15 protein-coding genes are annotated in these 14681 nt (G+C 66.6%); 8 read left to right on the top strand and 7 right to left on the bottom strand.

Annotation, left to right across the window (positions count from 1 at the left end; all coding sequences use genetic code 11):
* Positions 1–9: 9 nt before the first annotated feature.
* The 5 genes from ACX12D_RS10210 to ACX12D_RS10190 all read left to right on the top strand — a co-directional run bounded on the left by ACX12D_RS10210 (position 10) and on the right by ACX12D_RS10190 (position 4927).
* Positions 10–834, top strand: a complete 825-nt coding sequence (locus ACX12D_RS10210; protein WP_459371030.1) for an ABC transporter permease — start codon at positions 10–12, stop codon at positions 832–834.
* Complete coding sequence (locus ACX12D_RS10205) at positions 831–1595, top strand: quinoprotein dehydrogenase-associated SoxYZ-like carrier (RefSeq protein ID WP_459371029.1); 765 nt, start codon at positions 831–833, stop codon at positions 1593–1595. Before ACX12D_RS10210 ends, ACX12D_RS10205 begins: the two co-directional genes overlap by 4 nt.
* Entirely contained in the window at positions 1592–2524 is a 933-nt protein-coding gene (locus tag ACX12D_RS10200; RefSeq protein ID WP_459371028.1) for a quinoprotein relay system zinc metallohydrolase 1, read from the top strand. The genes ACX12D_RS10205 and ACX12D_RS10200 overlap by 4 nt, the downstream gene beginning before the upstream one ends.
* Positions 2525–2738: 214 nt before the next feature.
* The gene (locus ACX12D_RS10195; RefSeq protein WP_416048735.1) at positions 2739–4481 is read left to right on the top strand and encodes a PQQ-dependent methanol/ethanol family dehydrogenase; all 1743 of its coding nucleotides are present in this window, start codon (positions 2739–2741) and stop codon (positions 4479–4481) included.
* 152 nt (positions 4482–4633) lie between these two features.
* Positions 4634–4927 carry a c-type cytochrome gene (locus ACX12D_RS10190; RefSeq protein ID WP_459373992.1) on the top strand — a complete coding sequence of 98 codons (294 nt, stop codon included), beginning with the start codon at positions 4634–4636 and terminating at the stop codon, positions 4925–4927.
* Between the two features lie 410 nt (positions 4928–5337).
* Here the strand turns inward: ACX12D_RS10190 and ACX12D_RS10185 are convergent.
* The 6 genes from ACX12D_RS10185 to pqqA all read right to left on the bottom strand — a co-directional run bounded on the left by ACX12D_RS10185 (position 5338) and on the right by pqqA (position 9872).
* A protein-coding gene (locus ACX12D_RS10185; protein WP_459371027.1) for an IS3 family transposase occupies positions 5338–6497 on the bottom strand; the annotation gives its coding sequence in 2 pieces (ribosomal slippage) (positions 5338–6230 and positions 6230–6497; 1161 coding nt in all).
* A 135-nt stretch (positions 6498–6632) separates the two neighbouring features.
* Positions 6633–7838, bottom strand: a complete 1206-nt coding sequence (gene pqqE / locus ACX12D_RS10180) for a pyrroloquinoline quinone biosynthesis protein PqqE (protein ID WP_459371026.1) — start codon at positions 7836–7838, stop codon at positions 6633–6635.
* Positions 7810–8082: a pyrroloquinoline quinone biosynthesis peptide chaperone PqqD gene (gene pqqD, locus ACX12D_RS10175; protein ID WP_035862268.1), complete on the bottom strand. Its 273-nt coding sequence runs from the start codon at positions 8080–8082 to the stop codon at positions 7810–7812. The genes pqqE and pqqD overlap by 29 nt, the downstream gene beginning before the upstream one ends.
* Complete coding sequence (pqqC, locus tag ACX12D_RS10170; protein WP_459371025.1) at positions 8079–8771, bottom strand: pyrroloquinoline-quinone synthase PqqC; 693 nt, start codon at positions 8769–8771, stop codon at positions 8079–8081. Before pqqC ends, pqqD begins: the two co-directional genes overlap by 4 nt.
* Positions 8768–9685, bottom strand: coding sequence for a pyrroloquinoline quinone biosynthesis protein PqqB (gene pqqB / locus ACX12D_RS10165; RefSeq protein ID WP_459371024.1), 918 nt, complete (start codon positions 9683–9685; stop codon positions 8768–8770). The genes pqqC and pqqB overlap by 4 nt, the downstream gene beginning before the upstream one ends.
* Positions 9686–9797: 112 nt before the next feature.
* Complete coding sequence (gene pqqA, locus ACX12D_RS10160; RefSeq protein WP_006161450.1) at positions 9798–9872, bottom strand: pyrroloquinoline quinone precursor peptide PqqA; 75 nt, start codon at positions 9870–9872, stop codon at positions 9798–9800.
* Positions 9873–9958: 86 nt separating this feature from the next.
* Between pqqA and ACX12D_RS10155 the strand changes: the two genes are divergently transcribed.
* On the top strand, positions 9959–10888 hold the full coding sequence (locus ACX12D_RS10155; RefSeq protein ID WP_459371023.1) for an alpha/beta fold hydrolase: 930 nt from the start codon (positions 9959–9961) through the stop codon (positions 10886–10888).
* Between the two features lie 23 nt (positions 10889–10911).
* Complete coding sequence (locus ACX12D_RS10150; protein ID WP_459371022.1) at positions 10912–11847, top strand: MBL fold metallo-hydrolase; 936 nt, start codon at positions 10912–10914, stop codon at positions 11845–11847.
* A gap of 28 nt (positions 11848–11875) precedes the next feature.
* Here ACX12D_RS10150 and ACX12D_RS10145 read toward each other — a convergent pair whose 3' ends face one another.
* Complete coding sequence (locus ACX12D_RS10145; protein ID WP_459371021.1) at positions 11876–13930, bottom strand: sigma-54-dependent Fis family transcriptional regulator; 2055 nt, start codon at positions 13928–13930, stop codon at positions 11876–11878.
* Between the two features lie 261 nt (positions 13931–14191).
* On the opposite strand from ACX12D_RS10145, the gene pedF reads away from it, so the two are divergent.
* Complete coding sequence (pedF, locus tag ACX12D_RS10140) at positions 14192–14671, top strand: cytochrome c-550 PedF (RefSeq protein WP_459371020.1); 480 nt, start codon at positions 14192–14194, stop codon at positions 14669–14671.
* The last annotated feature ends 10 nt before the right edge of the window (positions 14672–14681 follow it).

Below are 14681 nucleotides of genomic sequence, written 5' to 3'. Positions count from 1 at the left end.
GCCCGAGCCATGACTACCACCCTGATCCACGCCTGGCGCGCCTTGCGCGCGGTGGCCGGGCGCGAACTGCACAAGTTTTTCCGGCAACCCGGGCGGTTGTTCTCGTCGCTGGTGCGGCCGCTGCTGTGGCTGTTGGTTTTCGCGGCCGGCTTCCAGAACGCGCTCGGCGTTGCCATCGTGCCGCCCTATGACACCTATGTCGAATACAAGGTCTTTGTCACGCCCGGCCTGCTCGGCATGATCGCGCTGTTCAACGGCATGCAGTCCTCGCTGGCGATGGTGTACGACCGCGAGATGGGTGTGATGCGCTTGCTGCTGACCGCGCCGCTGCCCAGGGCCTGGCTGCTCGCCTGCAAGCTGGCCGCCGGCACGTTGCTTTCGTTGCTGCAGATGGTCGCCTTCCTGCTTGTCGCCATGGCCTTCGATGTGACGTTCGCGCCGGCATGCCTGCCCGGCGCGCTGGCCGTGATGGTGCTGGCCGCGCTGATGCTGGGGGCGTTGGGTTTGCTGCTGTCGGTGCATGTGCGGCAACTGGAGAACTTCGCCGGCACCATGAATTTCGTGATCTTCCCGATGTTCTTCATCAGCTCGGCGCTGTATCCGCTCTGGAAGCTGGAGGAGTCCGGCGCCACCGTGGTCTACCAGCTCGCGCGCTTCAATCCCTTCACCCATGCCGTGGAAGCGATCCGCTTCGCCTTGTACGGGCAGGCCGCGCCAGTCAGTCTCGCGGTGGTGGCCAGTTGCACGGCTGTCTTTTTCGCCTTGGCGCTGCTCGGCTACGACCCGCAGCGCGGGATGGTGCGCCGCGTGCGCCAGGCTGGGGGGCCGGCATGAGGCATGCCGCTGCGCTGGCAGCTTGCCTGGCGTTCGCCGCGGCGGGCGCGTGGGCATTGGAGAGCCGCGATCCGTTGCAGTCGCCGCAATGGCCGCTGGTGCACAAGGAAGCGCTGCAGCAGGCGCCGTTCGTGTTCGACAGCCGCGTCAAGGTCACCGGGCCGGCCTTTGCCGAAGATCCGATGCGGGTGCCGATCGCCTTCGATGCATCGGCGCTCGGCGAGGTGGATCGCATCGTGGTGGCGGTGGACCGCAACCCGGTCCGCAAGGTGCTGGAGTTCGAGCCGCGCAAGGTGCGCCCCTCGCTGTCGTTCCGCTTCAAGCTGGAGCAGGCCTCGCCGGTGCGCGTGGCGGCCCGCACGCCGGACGGCGTGTGGCATGTGGGCGGGGTGATGGTGGATGCCAGCGGCGGCGGCTGCACGGTGCCGGGCGCGACCCGCCGCGATGGCTCATGGAGCACCACGCTGAACCGGGTCGAATCGCGCGTGTTTCCCGGCCTCGGCGGCGCCGGTGGCCGGGTGCGGCTGCGCGTGATGCACCCGATGGACACCGGGCTGGTGGCCGGTATCCCCGCCTTCCATGTGGAGTCGCTGAACCTGCTCGACGCCAACCGGGAGGCGATGCTGCGGCTGACGCTATACGAGCCGGTCGCTGAAAACCCGATCTTCTCCTTCGACCTGCGCGGGGCCATCGAGCGCGGCATGACGGTGAGCGGACGCGATAACAACGGCAACCGGTTCGCGGCGCAGGTGACGCCATGAAGCGCGTGCTCGGGATCCTGCTATGGCTGGCCGCGCAGGCGGCGCTGGCGCAGGAAGGGGACTACCACCTGGCGCCGCGCCAGGTCGCCGCCGACGTGTGGCTGCTGGAAGGGGCGAACGCGGATTTCGCCCCGGACAACGGCTGCAACATCATCAACACCGCCTTTATCGACACGGGTGATGGCGTGGTGGTGATCAATACCGGGCCGTCGCGCCAGTATGGCGAGCAGCAGCGCCGTGCCATTGCTTCGGTCACGGCGGCGCCGGTACGGCTGGTGCTCAATCTCAACCTGCATCCGGACTACTTTTTCGGCAACCAGGCCTATGCCGACGTGGGCGGCAGCGCACTGGCCGGCACCATCGACGGCGCCCGGCGCGAAGGGCCCGCTTATGCCGACAACCTCTATCGCCTGTGCGGCAACTGGATGCGCGACACCGAACCGGCGCCGCCGCGCCACGTGCTGGCCCCAGGCCGGCGCACGATCGGCAGGCACACCTTCGATCTGATCCGGATGGACGGCCACACCGCCGACGACCTCGTGGTCGTGGACCGCAGCGCCGGCATTGTGTTCGCGGGCGGCGTGGCGTTCCGCGAGCGCGTGCCGACCACACCGCACGCGGATCTCAAGCGCTGGCTGGCCAGCCTGGACCATTTGGAGGCGCTGCTGCGCGACAGCGGCGCGCGGCTGCTGATCCCCAGCCACGGACCGGCGCTCGGCAGCGCGGACGCCATTGCGCAGACACGCGGCTACCTGCAGTGGCTGGATGCCCGCATGACCCAGGCGGCATCCCAGGGGCGCGACCTGGCCGAGGTGATCGCCATGCCGGTGCCGGACGCATACGCACGCTGGGGCGCCATGCCGGCGGAGTACCTGCGCAATGTGACGCACCTCTACCCGGCGTATGAGGACGCCGCGTTGAGACGCTGAGTCAGGGCAGGTGTGCTGTTCAATTCCGCAACAACGGCAACGGAGTGTTCCGCGCTGGTACGCCATCAAGGCATCGGCAGGCCGCGATGGGGCCGTTATTGGGCCGCTGTGGGGCCGAATGCGGGTGTTTTCCATTGGCATGGGAATTGCCAAGAGTCTGTCTGGTGTGTGTGGCACACCGGCGAAGATCGACAACAAGAGAGAGGAGCAGACAATGAGGACGTTACGCGTGATGATGGTGCTCGCGGCAACTACCGCGAGCCTGGTGGCGCAGGCCGCGGTGACCGATGCCATGATCGAGAACGACGCGAAGTCGCCGGGCGACGTGCTGTCGTGGGGGATGGGCCCGCAAGGCCAGCGCTTTTCCACGCTGAACCGCATCAACACCAAGAACATCAGCCAGCTGGTGCCGGCCTGGTCGTTCTCGTTTGGCGGCGAGAAGCAGCGCGGGCAGGAAGCGCAGCCCTTGATCCACGACGGCAAGATGTTCGTGACCGCCTCCTATTCGCGCATCTACGCGCTCGACCTGAAGACAGGCGCCAAGCTGTGGAAATATGAGCACCGCCTGCCCGAAGGCATCATGCCCTGCTGCGACGTGGTCAACCGTGGCGCGGCCCTGTACGACAACCTGGTGATCTTCGGCACGCTCGACGCGCAACTGGTGGCGCTGGACCAGAAGACCGGCAAGGTGGTGTGGAAGGAGAAGATCGAAGACTATGCTGCCGGATACTCCTACACGGCGGCCCCCCTGATCGTCAAAGGCATGGTGCTGACCGGCGTCTCAGGCGGCGAGTTCGGCGTGGTGGGCCGGGTCGAGGCACGCGACGCCAAGACCGGGCAGATGGTGTGGTCCAGGCCCGTGGTGGAAGGCCATATGGGCTACAAGTATGACAAGGACGGCAACAAGACCGAGAACGGCGTGACCGGCACCCAGAACGCCAGCTGGCCCGGCGAGACCTGGAAGACGGGCGGCGCGGCCACCTGGCTCGGCGGCACCTACGATCCGCAGACCGGCCTTGCCTACTTCGGCACCGGCAACCCGGGGCCGTGGAACAGCCACATGCGCAAGGGCGACAACCTGTATTCGGCCTCGACCGTTGCGCTCGACCCCGCCACCGGCAAGATTGTCTGGCACTACCAGAACACCCCGAACGATGGCTGGGACTTTGACGGCGTCAATGAGTTCGTGACCTTCGACCAGGACGGCAAGCGCCTGGGCGGCAAGGCCGACCGCAATGGCTTCTTCTACGTCAACGACGCCACCAGCGGCAAGCTGGTGAACGCCTTCCCCTTCGTCAAGAAGATCACCTGGGCCAGCAGCATCGACCTCAAGACCGGACGCCCCAACATGATCGCGGAAAGCCGGCCGGGCGACCCGGCGGCGGGCAGCGATCCGAAGAAGGGCCAGTCCGTGTTCGCCGCGCCGGGCTTCCTCGGCGGCAAGAACCAGCAGCCGATGGCCTACAGCCCGCAGACCGGCCTGTTCTATGTGCCGGCCAATGAATGGGGCATGGATATCTGGAACGAACCCGTGGGCTACAAGAAGGGCGCCGCCTTCCTCGGCGCCGGCTTCACCATCCATCCGCTCAACGAGGACTACATCGGCTCGCTGCGCGCGATCAACCCCAAGACCGGCAAGATCGAGTGGGAAGTCAAGAACTACGCGCCGCTGTGGGGCGGGGTGATGACCACTGCCGGCGGGCTGGTGTTCTGGGGCACGCCGGAGGGCTACCTGAAGGCCGCGGACGCCAAGACCGGCAAGGAACTGTGGAAGTTCCAGACGGGCAGCGGCGTGGTGGCGCCGCCGGTTACCTGGGAGGAGGGCGGCGAGCAGTATGTGGCGGTGGTGTCGGGCTGGGGCGGCGCCGTGCCGCTGTGGGGCGGGGAAGTCGCCAAGCGCGTGAATTTCCTGGAGCAGGGCGGATCGGTGTGGGTGTTCAAGCTGCACAAGAGCTGAACGTTGCCGGACACCATGTAGCGCAACTGTCCTGCGCGTGCCGGCATCGCACACCGGCGCCGGCACGCGCAAGGGCGGGTCGATGATCAGAGCATTGGGATGTAGATATGCAGAAGGCGAAAGGATACCTGCCGTTGACGGCCACGGTCGCGATGGTGGCGCTGGTGCTGTGTGCCGCCCGGGTCGAAGCGGCGCCCGACATGCAGGCGCTGGCTGACAAGAGCGGCTGCTTTTCTTGTCACGGCATGAAGACCAAGGTAGTCGGGCCAGGCTTTGCCGAGGTGGCGGGCAAGTACAAGGGCGACGGGGAAGCACCCGAGCGGCTCGCGAAAAAGATCCGCGAGGGCGGAAAAGGCGTTTGGGGACGGATACCCATGCCGCCACACGACAATCTCAGCGAGGCGGATGCCAGGAAGCTGGCGGATTGGGTCCTGAGTATCGGGTGAGCACTAGATGAGCACTAGATGAGCATTGGAAGAGACCGGTGTCGGACCTGACGGTCGGATAAAAAACCGGATACGCAGGAAGGATTCGCAAAAGGCGTTTCACATCGGCCCGCATGGCTGCCCAGGCACGGTGTGAAACGTCTTTGATTTTTTGTTTCCTATTTTTTTGGTGCTTCGGAATTTCGTGTGGCTACTGCATGCGAGTGCGAGTGCGAGTGCGAGTGCGAGTGGCGGGAAGCAAAACGCTGTTTTTCTCCCCTCTCCCATGAAATGGGAGAGGGGCCGGGGGAGAGGGCGGGCGCTCGCTCAAGGTGATGCGCCTCGCTCCTGCGCAGGCCCGCCCTCTCCCCCAACCCCTCTCCCGCCATGCGGGAGAGGGGTGTGGTGGTCAAGTTTTTTCAGACAGGTGTTTAGGTTGTCTGGTGCTTTAGCTTGTCCTCGTATTTCTGCGGCGACTCATAACCCAGCGTCGAGTGCAATCGCACCGGGTTGTAGAAGCCAACGATGTACTGCGTGATGTCGCGCCGGGCCTCGGCCCGGTCGACGTAGCGCTTCTGCCATACGCGCTCCATCTTCAGATTCAGGAAGAAGCGCTCCATGACAGCGTTGTCCCAGCAGTCGCCCAAGCGGCTCATGCTGCAAACCAGTCCGTGGCGCGCCAGCAAGCCCCGATACTCCTCGCTGGCATACTGGCTGCCCCGATCCGAATGCACGATCAGCCCAGGCGCCGGATTGCGCTGCTGGATCGCCATCTGCAGCGCATTGACGATCAGCGAGGCCGGCATCGTCGGCGCCATCGCCCACCCCACCACCTTGCGCGAATACAAGTCCAGCACGACCGCCAGATACAGCCAGCCTTCGACCGTGCGGATATACGTCATGTCCGACACCCATGCCTGATTGGGCTGCGCCGGCCTGAACTGCCGATTCAGCACGTTGGGCGCTACCGGGCGGTCATGCCGGCTGTTCGTGGTGGCTACGAACTTGCGCTGCCAGACCGGGCGCAGGCCCGCCTTGCGCATCAGCGCGCGCGCCCTGTAGCGACCGATCTTCACGCCCTGTGCGCTCACCGCCTGCGCCACTCGACGGCTGCCGTAGCTGCGCCCACTGCCCTCGAAGGCCGCTCGCACATGGACTTCTTGCCTGGCACGCGCCATGTCGCCTGGCCCCCTCTGCCGGTGTGCGTAATAGCCTGCACGGCTCACGCTCAACACCCGACAGGCACGGCTGATCGAAATGGCCTCCTTCTGCAACGCGGTCACGACGCGATAAATCACTTCAGTTCCCGGGCGAAGAAGGCCGATGCCTTTTTTAGGATCAGGTTGTCCTCCTTCAGGCGGCGATTCTCCTCTTCCAACTGCCGGATCCGCAGCTGCTCGGGCGTGAGCGGCTTGCCAGTGCCCTGGCCGCCAGCCAGCTCCAGGTCATACTGGGCGAGCCAGCGCCTGAGCGCCGTCTCGCCAATCCCCATCGTGTGGCATACCTCGGTAACCGAAAGGGCCTGCTCCCGGACCATTCGGACCACTTCCAGCTTGAAGCTGGCATCAAAATTACGGCGTTGCTTTGTCATCTGCTTTCCTCGTCGATCGTGATTTTCCACCTATCGACCTGTCTGAGGAAATTAGACCACTACAGGGAGCTACGGCGGCGCTGGATTTAGCTCAGCGATAAATCGACCCACACGCATGTCGGACGAACCTTCTCTTTACTTCCGTTTCTCGCCACCAGCGCAGTCCGCTTCGCTGCTTAGCCTGAGCGAATTCCCGTCGCTGCGGAAGACCATCCCGTGCTCCCGCCCGCGCGCCTGCACCTCGGCCAGCCTGCCCTGTAGCACGATCTCCATGACCTTCCCATGTTCTCCCGACCGATCGCAAACCGGATCCGTGGCGGCGGCATCGCCGGTCAGCAGGAACGCCTGGCAGCGGCACCCGCCATGGTCTTCCGCCTGCGAATCGCAGGATCGGCAAGGCTCCGGCAGCCAGTGCGTGCCGCGAAAACGCTGGAAGGCGTCGCTGTCGCGCCATATTTCGCGCAGCGATTGCGTGGTGACATTCGGCAGGTCGAGCCCGGGCAGCATGCGGGCCGCGTGGCAGGGCAGCGCGACGCCGTCGGGCGCCACGCCGAGGAAGGTGGTGCCCCAGCCGTTCATGCATTTCTTGGGCCGTTGCTCGAAGTAATCGGGCACCACGAACAAAATCTTGCACCGGTTGCCGATGCGTGCGCGGTATGCGTTCACGACCGCTTCGGCCTCGCGCAGCTGCTCATGCGTGGGCATCAGCGCCTGCCGGTTTTCCCAGGCCCATCCGTAGTATTGGGTGTTGGCCAGTTCCAGGTACTCGGCGCCCATCTCCAGCGCCATCTCGATGATGGCGCCGACATGGGGCAGGTTATGCCGGTGCAGCACGCAGTTCATCACCATCGGATAACCGTGCGCCTTGATCAGGCGCGCCACGCGTTGCTTCAGATTGAAAGTGCGGGTACTGGAGAGAAAATCGTTGAGTTCGCGCGTGGAGTCCTGGAACGATAGCTGGATATGGTCGAGCCCGGCGACGCGCAAGGCGGCCAGCCGCGCATCCGTGAGGCCGATGCCGGAGGTGATGAGGTTGGTGTAGAACCCCAGCCCGTGGGCATGTTCGACCAGTGTTTCCAGGTCTTTGCGCAGCAGGGGTTCGCCACCCGACAGGCCCAGTTGCACGGCGCCCAGCGCGCGCGCCTGGGTGAAAACGTCGCACCACTGGGCGGTGTCGAGCTCGGCATCATGCCGGGCATAGTCCACCGGGTTGGAGCAGAAAGCGCAATGGAGCGGGCAGCGGTAGGTCAGTTCCGCCAGCAGCCATAGCGGCGGCCCGGGCGGCGCCATGGCTGCTGGTGGCACTGGTGGCTCAGACCAGCCAGCCGCGTTCGATGGCATGTTTGACAAAGGCGTGTACCTCCGGTGCGATGCCCTGCACGCCGAAGGCGGACTGCAGGTCGTCGATCAGCATGTCGAGGGTGTGGCTGCCATCGCAGCGCTGCAAGATGGCAGCCGCGCTGTCGTTGAGCGTGACCATGCCTTCCGGATAGAGCAGGATCCAGCTCTGCTGGGCGTCTTCCCACTGCAGGCGAAAGGTCCGGTGCAGCGTCGGCTTGGTCAGGTCGGCTTCGGTCGGGGTCATGGGTGGGCGAGTTGGATGGCGTCGAGCATCGACCACAGGATGTCGAGCTTGAATTGAAGTATGTCCAGCGCGCGCTGCTGCTGCTCCGGCGTGCGGAAGTAGCCAAGCGTCACGCGCAGGCCGTGATCGACGTCGCGCTGCGCAAGCGGAATGCGTGAGCGGAAATAATCCAGGCCTTGCGCTTCGATCCACGGATAGTGCCCGGGCCAGCCGGCCAGGCGCTCCTTGTGGATTTCCGGGGCGAACATCTCGGTCAGCGAGGAACACACGGCCTCCTGCCAGGGCGCGCGTCGCGCGAAGGTCACATAGGCGTCAACGGCGAAGCGCACGCCGGGCAGCACGTACTGGTGCGACCACAGCGCGTCCCGCGTGAGTCCCACCGCCTGGCCCAGCCGCAACCAGGCTTCGATGCCGCCTTCCTGGGTGTCTGTGCCGTCATGGTCCAGGATGCGCACGACCCACTCGCGGCGCGTGGCGCGGTCGGTGCAGTTGGAGAGGACGGCAGCGTCCTTGAGCGGGATGCTGGTCTGGTAGTAGAAGCGGTTGGCCACCCACGCGCGAATCTGCGCCGGCGTGCATTGCCCGGCCGCCATGCGCAGGTTGAACGGGTGGTGGATGTGATAGCCGGTCTCTTTCGCGCGCAGGCGCGCTTCGAATTCGGCGGGGCTCCAGGCCGTGGCTTGTGTCATAGCGTGATTTCCATGCCGTCGTAGGCCACCTCGATGCCGTGGTCCGCCAGCAGGCCGCGCTGCGGCGAGTCGTCCACCAGGATCGGGTTGGTGTTGTTGATGTGGATCAGGATCTTGCGTGCCGCGGGCAGGCGGTCGAGCGTCTCGATCATGCCGCCCGGGCCGGACAGCGCGAGATGCCCCATGTCCGCGGCGGTCTTGGCGGAAAAGCCAAGCTGCTGCATCTCGTCGTCGCGCCAGCAGGTGCCGTCCACCAGCACCACGTCGGCGCGCTGCAGTTCGTCGAGCACGCGCGGTTCGATGCGGCCCAGCCCGGGCGCATAGAAGGCGCGCCGGCCGGTGGCGGCATCGACGATGCGCAGGCCGATATTGTCGCCACGCTGTGGCGCGTTGCGGTTGGGGGAGTAGGGCGGCGCCTTGCTCTCCAGCGGCACCGCCGTCAGCATCACGCTATGGAGCGGTGGCACCGTGAAGGGCGCGTCGTCCAGGGCCAGCGTGTGCGTGTCCAGCCCGCAGTAGTGCGACAGCATGCGTGTCAGCGGGAACGCCGTACCGAGATCCTGCAGTACCGCCGCGGTGGCGTAGACCGGCAGCGCTTGCCGATGCTCGCGCAACATCAGGAGGCCGGTCACGTGATCGATCTGGGCGTCCATCAGCACCACCCCGGCAATGCCGGTGTCGCGCGGCCGGCGCGCCGGCTGCAGCGCTGGCGACTGGCGCAGCTGCTCGAGGATGTCGGGGGAGGCGTTGACCAGCACCCAGTCCTGTCCTGCGTCGCTCAAGGCGATCGACGACTGCGTGCGTGGCGTGGCGCGCAGCGTGCCGTTGCGTACGCCATCGCATTGGCGGCAATTGCAGTTCCACTGGGGAAAGCCGCCGCCTGCGGCCGATCCCAGGACCCGGAGTATTGTCATGGCGCGTATCGATAGGGTTCGTGACGGAGTCGAAGAGCAAAAAGCCCGCCAGCGAGAAAAAAGGCCCGCGGGGAGCGGGCCTTGCCAGGTTGGCGCGTTCAGGCAAAGGGGCTCAGCGGTTGGCGATGTACATCGTGATCTCGAAACCCAGGCGTAGTTCTTTGTAGGCGGGGGTGGTCCAGTTCATGTCTCCTCCTCGGGGGTGGCATAGTTAGTGAATGCATCGTGTGGTCTTGCGGCGGATATCGCCGCGTTCTTTCCGAGGCAACATCCATGCCCGCAGCGCCGCCGCCGTCCCATTGTTCTTTTCTCCGCATGCGGGATGGCCACCGCATGCATGTGCGACAGGCTGGCCCGGCCTCGGGTGATCCATGGCTGGTGCTGCACGGCGGGCCGGGCAGCGGCTGCAGCCCGTCGATGGGGGCGTGGTTCGATCCGTTGCGGCACCGCGTGGTGATGCCCGACCAGCGTGGCGCGGGCCGTTCGCGCCCCGCTGGCACGCTGCGGCGCAATACGGTGGGCGCGCTGCTGGCAGACCTGGAGCAGCTGCGCGAAGCGCTTGGCGTCCAGCGCTGGAGCGTGGTGGGCGGGTCCTGGGGAGCCGCGCTGGCGCTGGCCTATGCCGCGCGCTATCCCGACGCGGTGGCGGCCCTGGTGCTGCGGGGCGCTTTCCTGACTGGCCGCGACGATATCCATCGGCTTTTTTCTCCGCGCGGCGGCGCGGTGTTGCGGCGCGTCATGACTAGGGGCGAGCGGTCGTCCGACGCCCGGGCCCGCCTGCTCACTGTGTCACAAGTGTTGCAAAGTGGTACGCCTGTTCAAAAACTGGACACTGCCGGACAGTGGCAGCGCACCGAACGGCGGATGCTGGGTCTTGGCCGGATGCAGCCGGTGCGCAAGCCGTGGCGCGAGCGCATGGCGGCGGTGGACAAATACCGGGTCCAGGCGCATTACCTGCGCCGCCGCGCCGGGCTGGGCAAGCCGGCGCTGCTGAAGGCGGCGGCGCGGATCGGCGCGCGGAACGTGCCGGTGACCTTGCTGCATGGCCGTGCCGATGCGGTCTGCCGGCCGGCCAATGCCTTGCGCTTGCAGGCGGTCATGCCCCAGGCGCGGCTGGTCTGGGTGCCAGGCGGACACTTGCCTGCCGGTGCCATGGCCGAGGCCCTGCGGACAGCCATCCGCGCAGCGGGCGGGCAGCGGTGACGGATCCCGCCCGGCGCGGATTCATGGGCGCCCTGCTGGCGATGGCGCTCGGCGGCGCCGGACCGGCTGCCGCATCGGGCCGCGTGGTGCTGGCGAGGTTGCAGCCTGGTGTGTATGTGGCCAGCGCAGCCAATGCCGAGGTGGCGCGGGCCAATGCCGGGGAGGTGGTGCCGACCCTGGTCCATGTGACCGGAGCCGGGGTGCTGGTGGTCGACCCGGGCCCGCATCTGGCCTGGGGGAAGGGGCTGCTGGCGGCGATCCGGGCGGTGACGCCCGAGCCGGTGCGCTGGGTGGTCAACACCCATGCGCATCCCGAGAACGTGCTGGCCAACGCGGCGTTCGCGCGCTTGCAGCCGCGCCCCGCGTTCCTGGCCTCTGCCGCCACCGCTAGCCTGATGCGCCAGCGCTGCGAGGCGTGCCTGGCCCGGCTGGCCGCGCAACTGGGGCCAGCCGCGATGCGCGGCACGCAGATCGTGTTGCCTGAACCCGGCTTGCGCCATGGCGATCGCCTGCAGACCGGCGCCACCGCATGGGAGGTGCAGGTCCACGCGGGGGCCCATAGCGCTTCGGATACTGTGCTGTATGCGCCGCGGCGGCGGCTATTATGCGTGGGCGGCCTGGCCTACCGCGACCGCGTTCCGGAGATGCAGGAGGCTTCCCTACAAGGCTGGCGGCGCGCGCTGCGCGCCGTGTCCGCGCTACCCGCCGATATCGTGGTGGGCACCGCACCGGGCACGCCGGCGCAAACGCTGGCGCCCACGCTGGCCTACCTGGACGCGTTGGCCGGCGGCGTTGCCGCCGCACTGGAAGCGGGCGGCGATGCGGCGCGCGTGCTCAGCCCGGCCGCCGCCGAGCCGTACCGCCATTGGCGCAATTTCGCTTCGCGCCATCCCTTGAACGTGCAGCACGCCTGGCGCGAGCTGGAAGACCTGTGGATGAACGGCGAGCCGCTGGCCTGAGCGCCAGCCGGCGCGCACGGCTGCCGTCTCAGCCATCTTGCTGCGGCAGCGCGTTGGCCTCGTCCAGCTTCCGGTAGACCGTATTGCGCGAGATGCCGAGCGCCTTGGCCGCCGCGGAAATATTGCCGTGGTGCGCCTTGACCGCGGCGACGATGGCCAGCACCTCGACGTCGGCCAGGCGGGTGGGCTGGGCACGGGGTGCGGCCTGCGCGGCGCGCTCGCCGTCCGGCGCGGCGTCTGCCGCCACCGTGGCGCCGTGCGCGGGATGGGTGGCCTGGCGTGCCAGCCGGTCTTCCAGGAAATCGTCGGGCAGGTGGTCCTCGGTGATCTCCGCCTCGCCTTCGGCCATCAGCCGCGCGGTGCGCAGCAGGTTGCCGAGCTGGCGGATATTGCCCGGCCAGTGATAGCTGCGGAACATCTCCATGACCGAATCCTTGATGCGCGGTCCCCCGCTGGCCTGGCCCTCGCGCAACAGCTTGTTGGCCACCACATCGAGGTCGCAGCGCTCGCGCAATGCCGGCAGCCGCACCACGAGGCCGTTCAGGCGGTAGTAAAGGTCTTCCCGGAACATGCCATTGGCCACCTGTTCCCGCATATTGCGATTGGTGGCGCAGATCACGGACACGTCGACATGGATCACCTTGCTGCTGCCCAGCGGCGTGACCGCGCGCTCCTGCAGCGCCCGCAGCATGCGCGCCTGCAGGTGCAACGGCATATCGCCGATTTCGTCGAGGAAGAGGGTGCCGCCATTGGCCAGCAGCATCTTGCCGATGCCGCCCTTCTTGCGCGCGCCGGTGAAGGCGCCTTCTTCGTAGCCGAACAGCTCGGATTCGATCAGCGTCTCGGGTATCGAGGCGCAGTTGACGGCGATGAAGGGCCCGCCATGGCGAGGGCTGTCGGCGTGGATGGCGCGGGCCAGCAGTTCCTTGCCGGTGCCGGTTTCCCCCAGCACCATGACGGGAATATCCTTGCCGATCACCTTGCGCAGCTTGGTGATGACGCTTTTGATCTGGGCATCGCCGGTGTCCAGGTCGTCCAGCCCGGGCTGGGCCGGCTGCGTGGCCGCGCGGTGGGGCAGGGAGGTGGCTTCAGGCCTGCAGTCCGCTTGCGCGCCGCCACGGTCGATGGCCACGGCCGGCACGGAAGCGGCGGGCGCTTTCCACTCGATGCGGGCGCTGACCTTGACGCCGCTTGGCAGCGGCAAGTGCACGACGCCCCCCTGGGCCTTGCGCTCGGCGTCGAACAGCTGCGACAGCGACAGGCCGAACAGCGAGGAGAAGGTGTGCGCGTGCAAGGCGCCGACCGACATCCCAAGCTGGAACTGCGCGCTGCGGTTGGCCGACAGGAAGCGTCCGCCCGGCGTAAAGGAGGCGATGCCCTCGACCAGGGTGCCGATAAACTCCGCGCGCGAGTGAAAGCGCACACACACCATGTCCTGGAAGGCGTTGGCGAACAGCTGGTTCTCGATCATTTGCGCCGACATCCGCACCAGCGCCATGGTGTGCTTGTGGAACCCGCGCTGGTCACCCGTTACGTCGAGCGCGCCGACGGTCTTGCCGTAGGCATCGAGGATGGGCATGCACGAGCACGTGAGGAAGCGGTTGGCCTCCAGGAAATGCTCCGCGCCGTGGACCAGCGTGGCCTTGTTCTCGGCCAGCGCGGTGCCGATGGCGTTGGTGCCCCGGCTTTCCTCGGACCACAGGGCGCCGGGCTGCAAGGCCACCTTGCTGGCCTTGGCCAGGAAATCGTCATCGCCCAGCGAGTGCAGGATCAGGCCGGCAGCGTCCGTCAGGATCACCATGCTCTGCGTGTTGACGATCTGGTCATAGAGTGTCTCCATGACCGGCAGCGCGTAGGTAAACAGCGACTGGCTGCGCTCTATCTGGGTTTTCAGCTCGTTCTGGAGCACCGGGCAGAAGTCCGGCGATTCATAGGGCCGCAAGCCATAGGATTCGGAGCGCTGGTGGGCCTGGGCGATCAGGCCGGGCCGGTCGCCCTCCGCCGGGTTGCCCTCCGCCGGGTTGCCCGTTACCGCCGGCGAGGCGCCGGGCACATGCGGGCCAGCGGCCGCTTGGAATGTCATTTTTCTGTCTCCTGTGGAAGTCGCCCGCGATCTGTGCGCGGGTCGCTCCGGGTCCTGGCGTGATCGACATGGCCCGGAAGTGTTGCGTCATGAAGCAAAACGCTTGCCAGGGTGTTGCATTCCAGGGCACTGGTCTTGGCATGCTGTGTCGCACGCTAACCATTTGCCGGGGCCCGGCCCGGTTTTTGGCCCACTTTGCGCTTGGTACGGCTTTTGCGGAAGTCACCTTCAAAACACGTTCAACAACTGGAGGTGACACTGATGAAAACACCACGCCGCACACTTGCCCTGATTGCCATCTGCACGCTCCTGGCCGGAGCGCTGCCCCAAGCCGCATCGGCTCATGGCGACGTCACGCCGCAAGCTGTGGACACCAAGACACTACCGCAACTCGGCGAAGAATGGCGTCCGGATAATCCATACAGGGCCGGCGATGCGCAGCAGGAAGCACTGCGTATCGGCTCCTCGGCCTACAACCAGAACTGCGCGCGCTGCCATGGGCTGGAAGCGGTGTCCGGCGGCATCGCGCCGGATCTGCGCAAGCTGGATGGCGATTGCACGGCGCTGGCCAACGCGAAGAAAAAGCAGGAATGCATGGGCGAGGTCTCGCAATACTTCACCGCCACCGTGCGCAAGGGGCGTACGCGCGACGGCCGGGTCTACATGCCGCCGTTCGAGGGCGTGCTGAGCCAGGAAGCCGTCTGGTCCATCAAGACTTACCTCGAATCGCGCCACGAGTAAGGGGAGGCGG

The sequence above is a fragment of the Cupriavidus sp. PET2-C1 genome, assembly GCF_054515855.1.
This window is presented reverse-complemented; position numbering and strand designations above follow the sequence as displayed.

Coding starts and splice junctions, on each gene's coding strand:
- ACX12D_RS10190 (WP_459373992.1), top strand. CDS start 4,634: ATGGTGGCGCTGGTGCTGTGTGCCGCCCGGGTCGAAGCGGCGCCCGAC.
- ACX12D_RS10200 (WP_459371028.1), top strand. CDS start 1,592: ATGAAGCGCGTGCTCGGGATCCTGCTATGGCTGGCCGCGCAGGCGGCG.
- pqqD (WP_035862268.1), bottom strand. CDS start 8,082: ATGACCCCGACCGAAGCCGACCTGACCAAGCCGACGCTGCACCGGACC.
- ACX12D_RS10205 (WP_459371029.1), top strand. CDS start 831: ATGAGGCATGCCGCTGCGCTGGCAGCTTGCCTGGCGTTCGCCGCGGCG.
- pqqB (WP_459371024.1), bottom strand. CDS start 9,685: ATGACAATACTCCGGGTCCTGGGATCGGCCGCAGGCGGCGGCTTTCCC.
- ACX12D_RS10150 (WP_459371022.1), top strand. CDS start 10,912: ATGGGCGCCCTGCTGGCGATGGCGCTCGGCGGCGCCGGACCGGCTGCC.
- pedF (WP_459371020.1), top strand. CDS start 14,192: ATGAAAACACCACGCCGCACACTTGCCCTGATTGCCATCTGCACGCTC.
- pqqE (WP_459371026.1), bottom strand. CDS start 7,838: ATGCCATCGAACGCGGCTGGCTGGTCTGAGCCACCAGTGCCACCAGCA.
- ACX12D_RS10145 (WP_459371021.1), bottom strand. CDS start 13,930: ATGACATTCCAAGCGGCCGCTGGCCCGCATGTGCCCGGCGCCTCGCCG.
- ACX12D_RS10195 (WP_416048735.1), top strand. CDS start 2,739: ATGAGGACGTTACGCGTGATGATGGTGCTCGCGGCAACTACCGCGAGC.
- pqqC (WP_459371025.1), bottom strand. CDS start 8,771: ATGACACAAGCCACGGCCTGGAGCCCCGCCGAATTCGAAGCGCGCCTG.
- ACX12D_RS10155 (WP_459371023.1), top strand. CDS start 9,959: ATGCCCGCAGCGCCGCCGCCGTCCCATTGTTCTTTTCTCCGCATGCGG.
- ACX12D_RS10210 (WP_459371030.1), top strand. CDS start 10: ATGACTACCACCCTGATCCACGCCTGGCGCGCCTTGCGCGCGGTGGCC.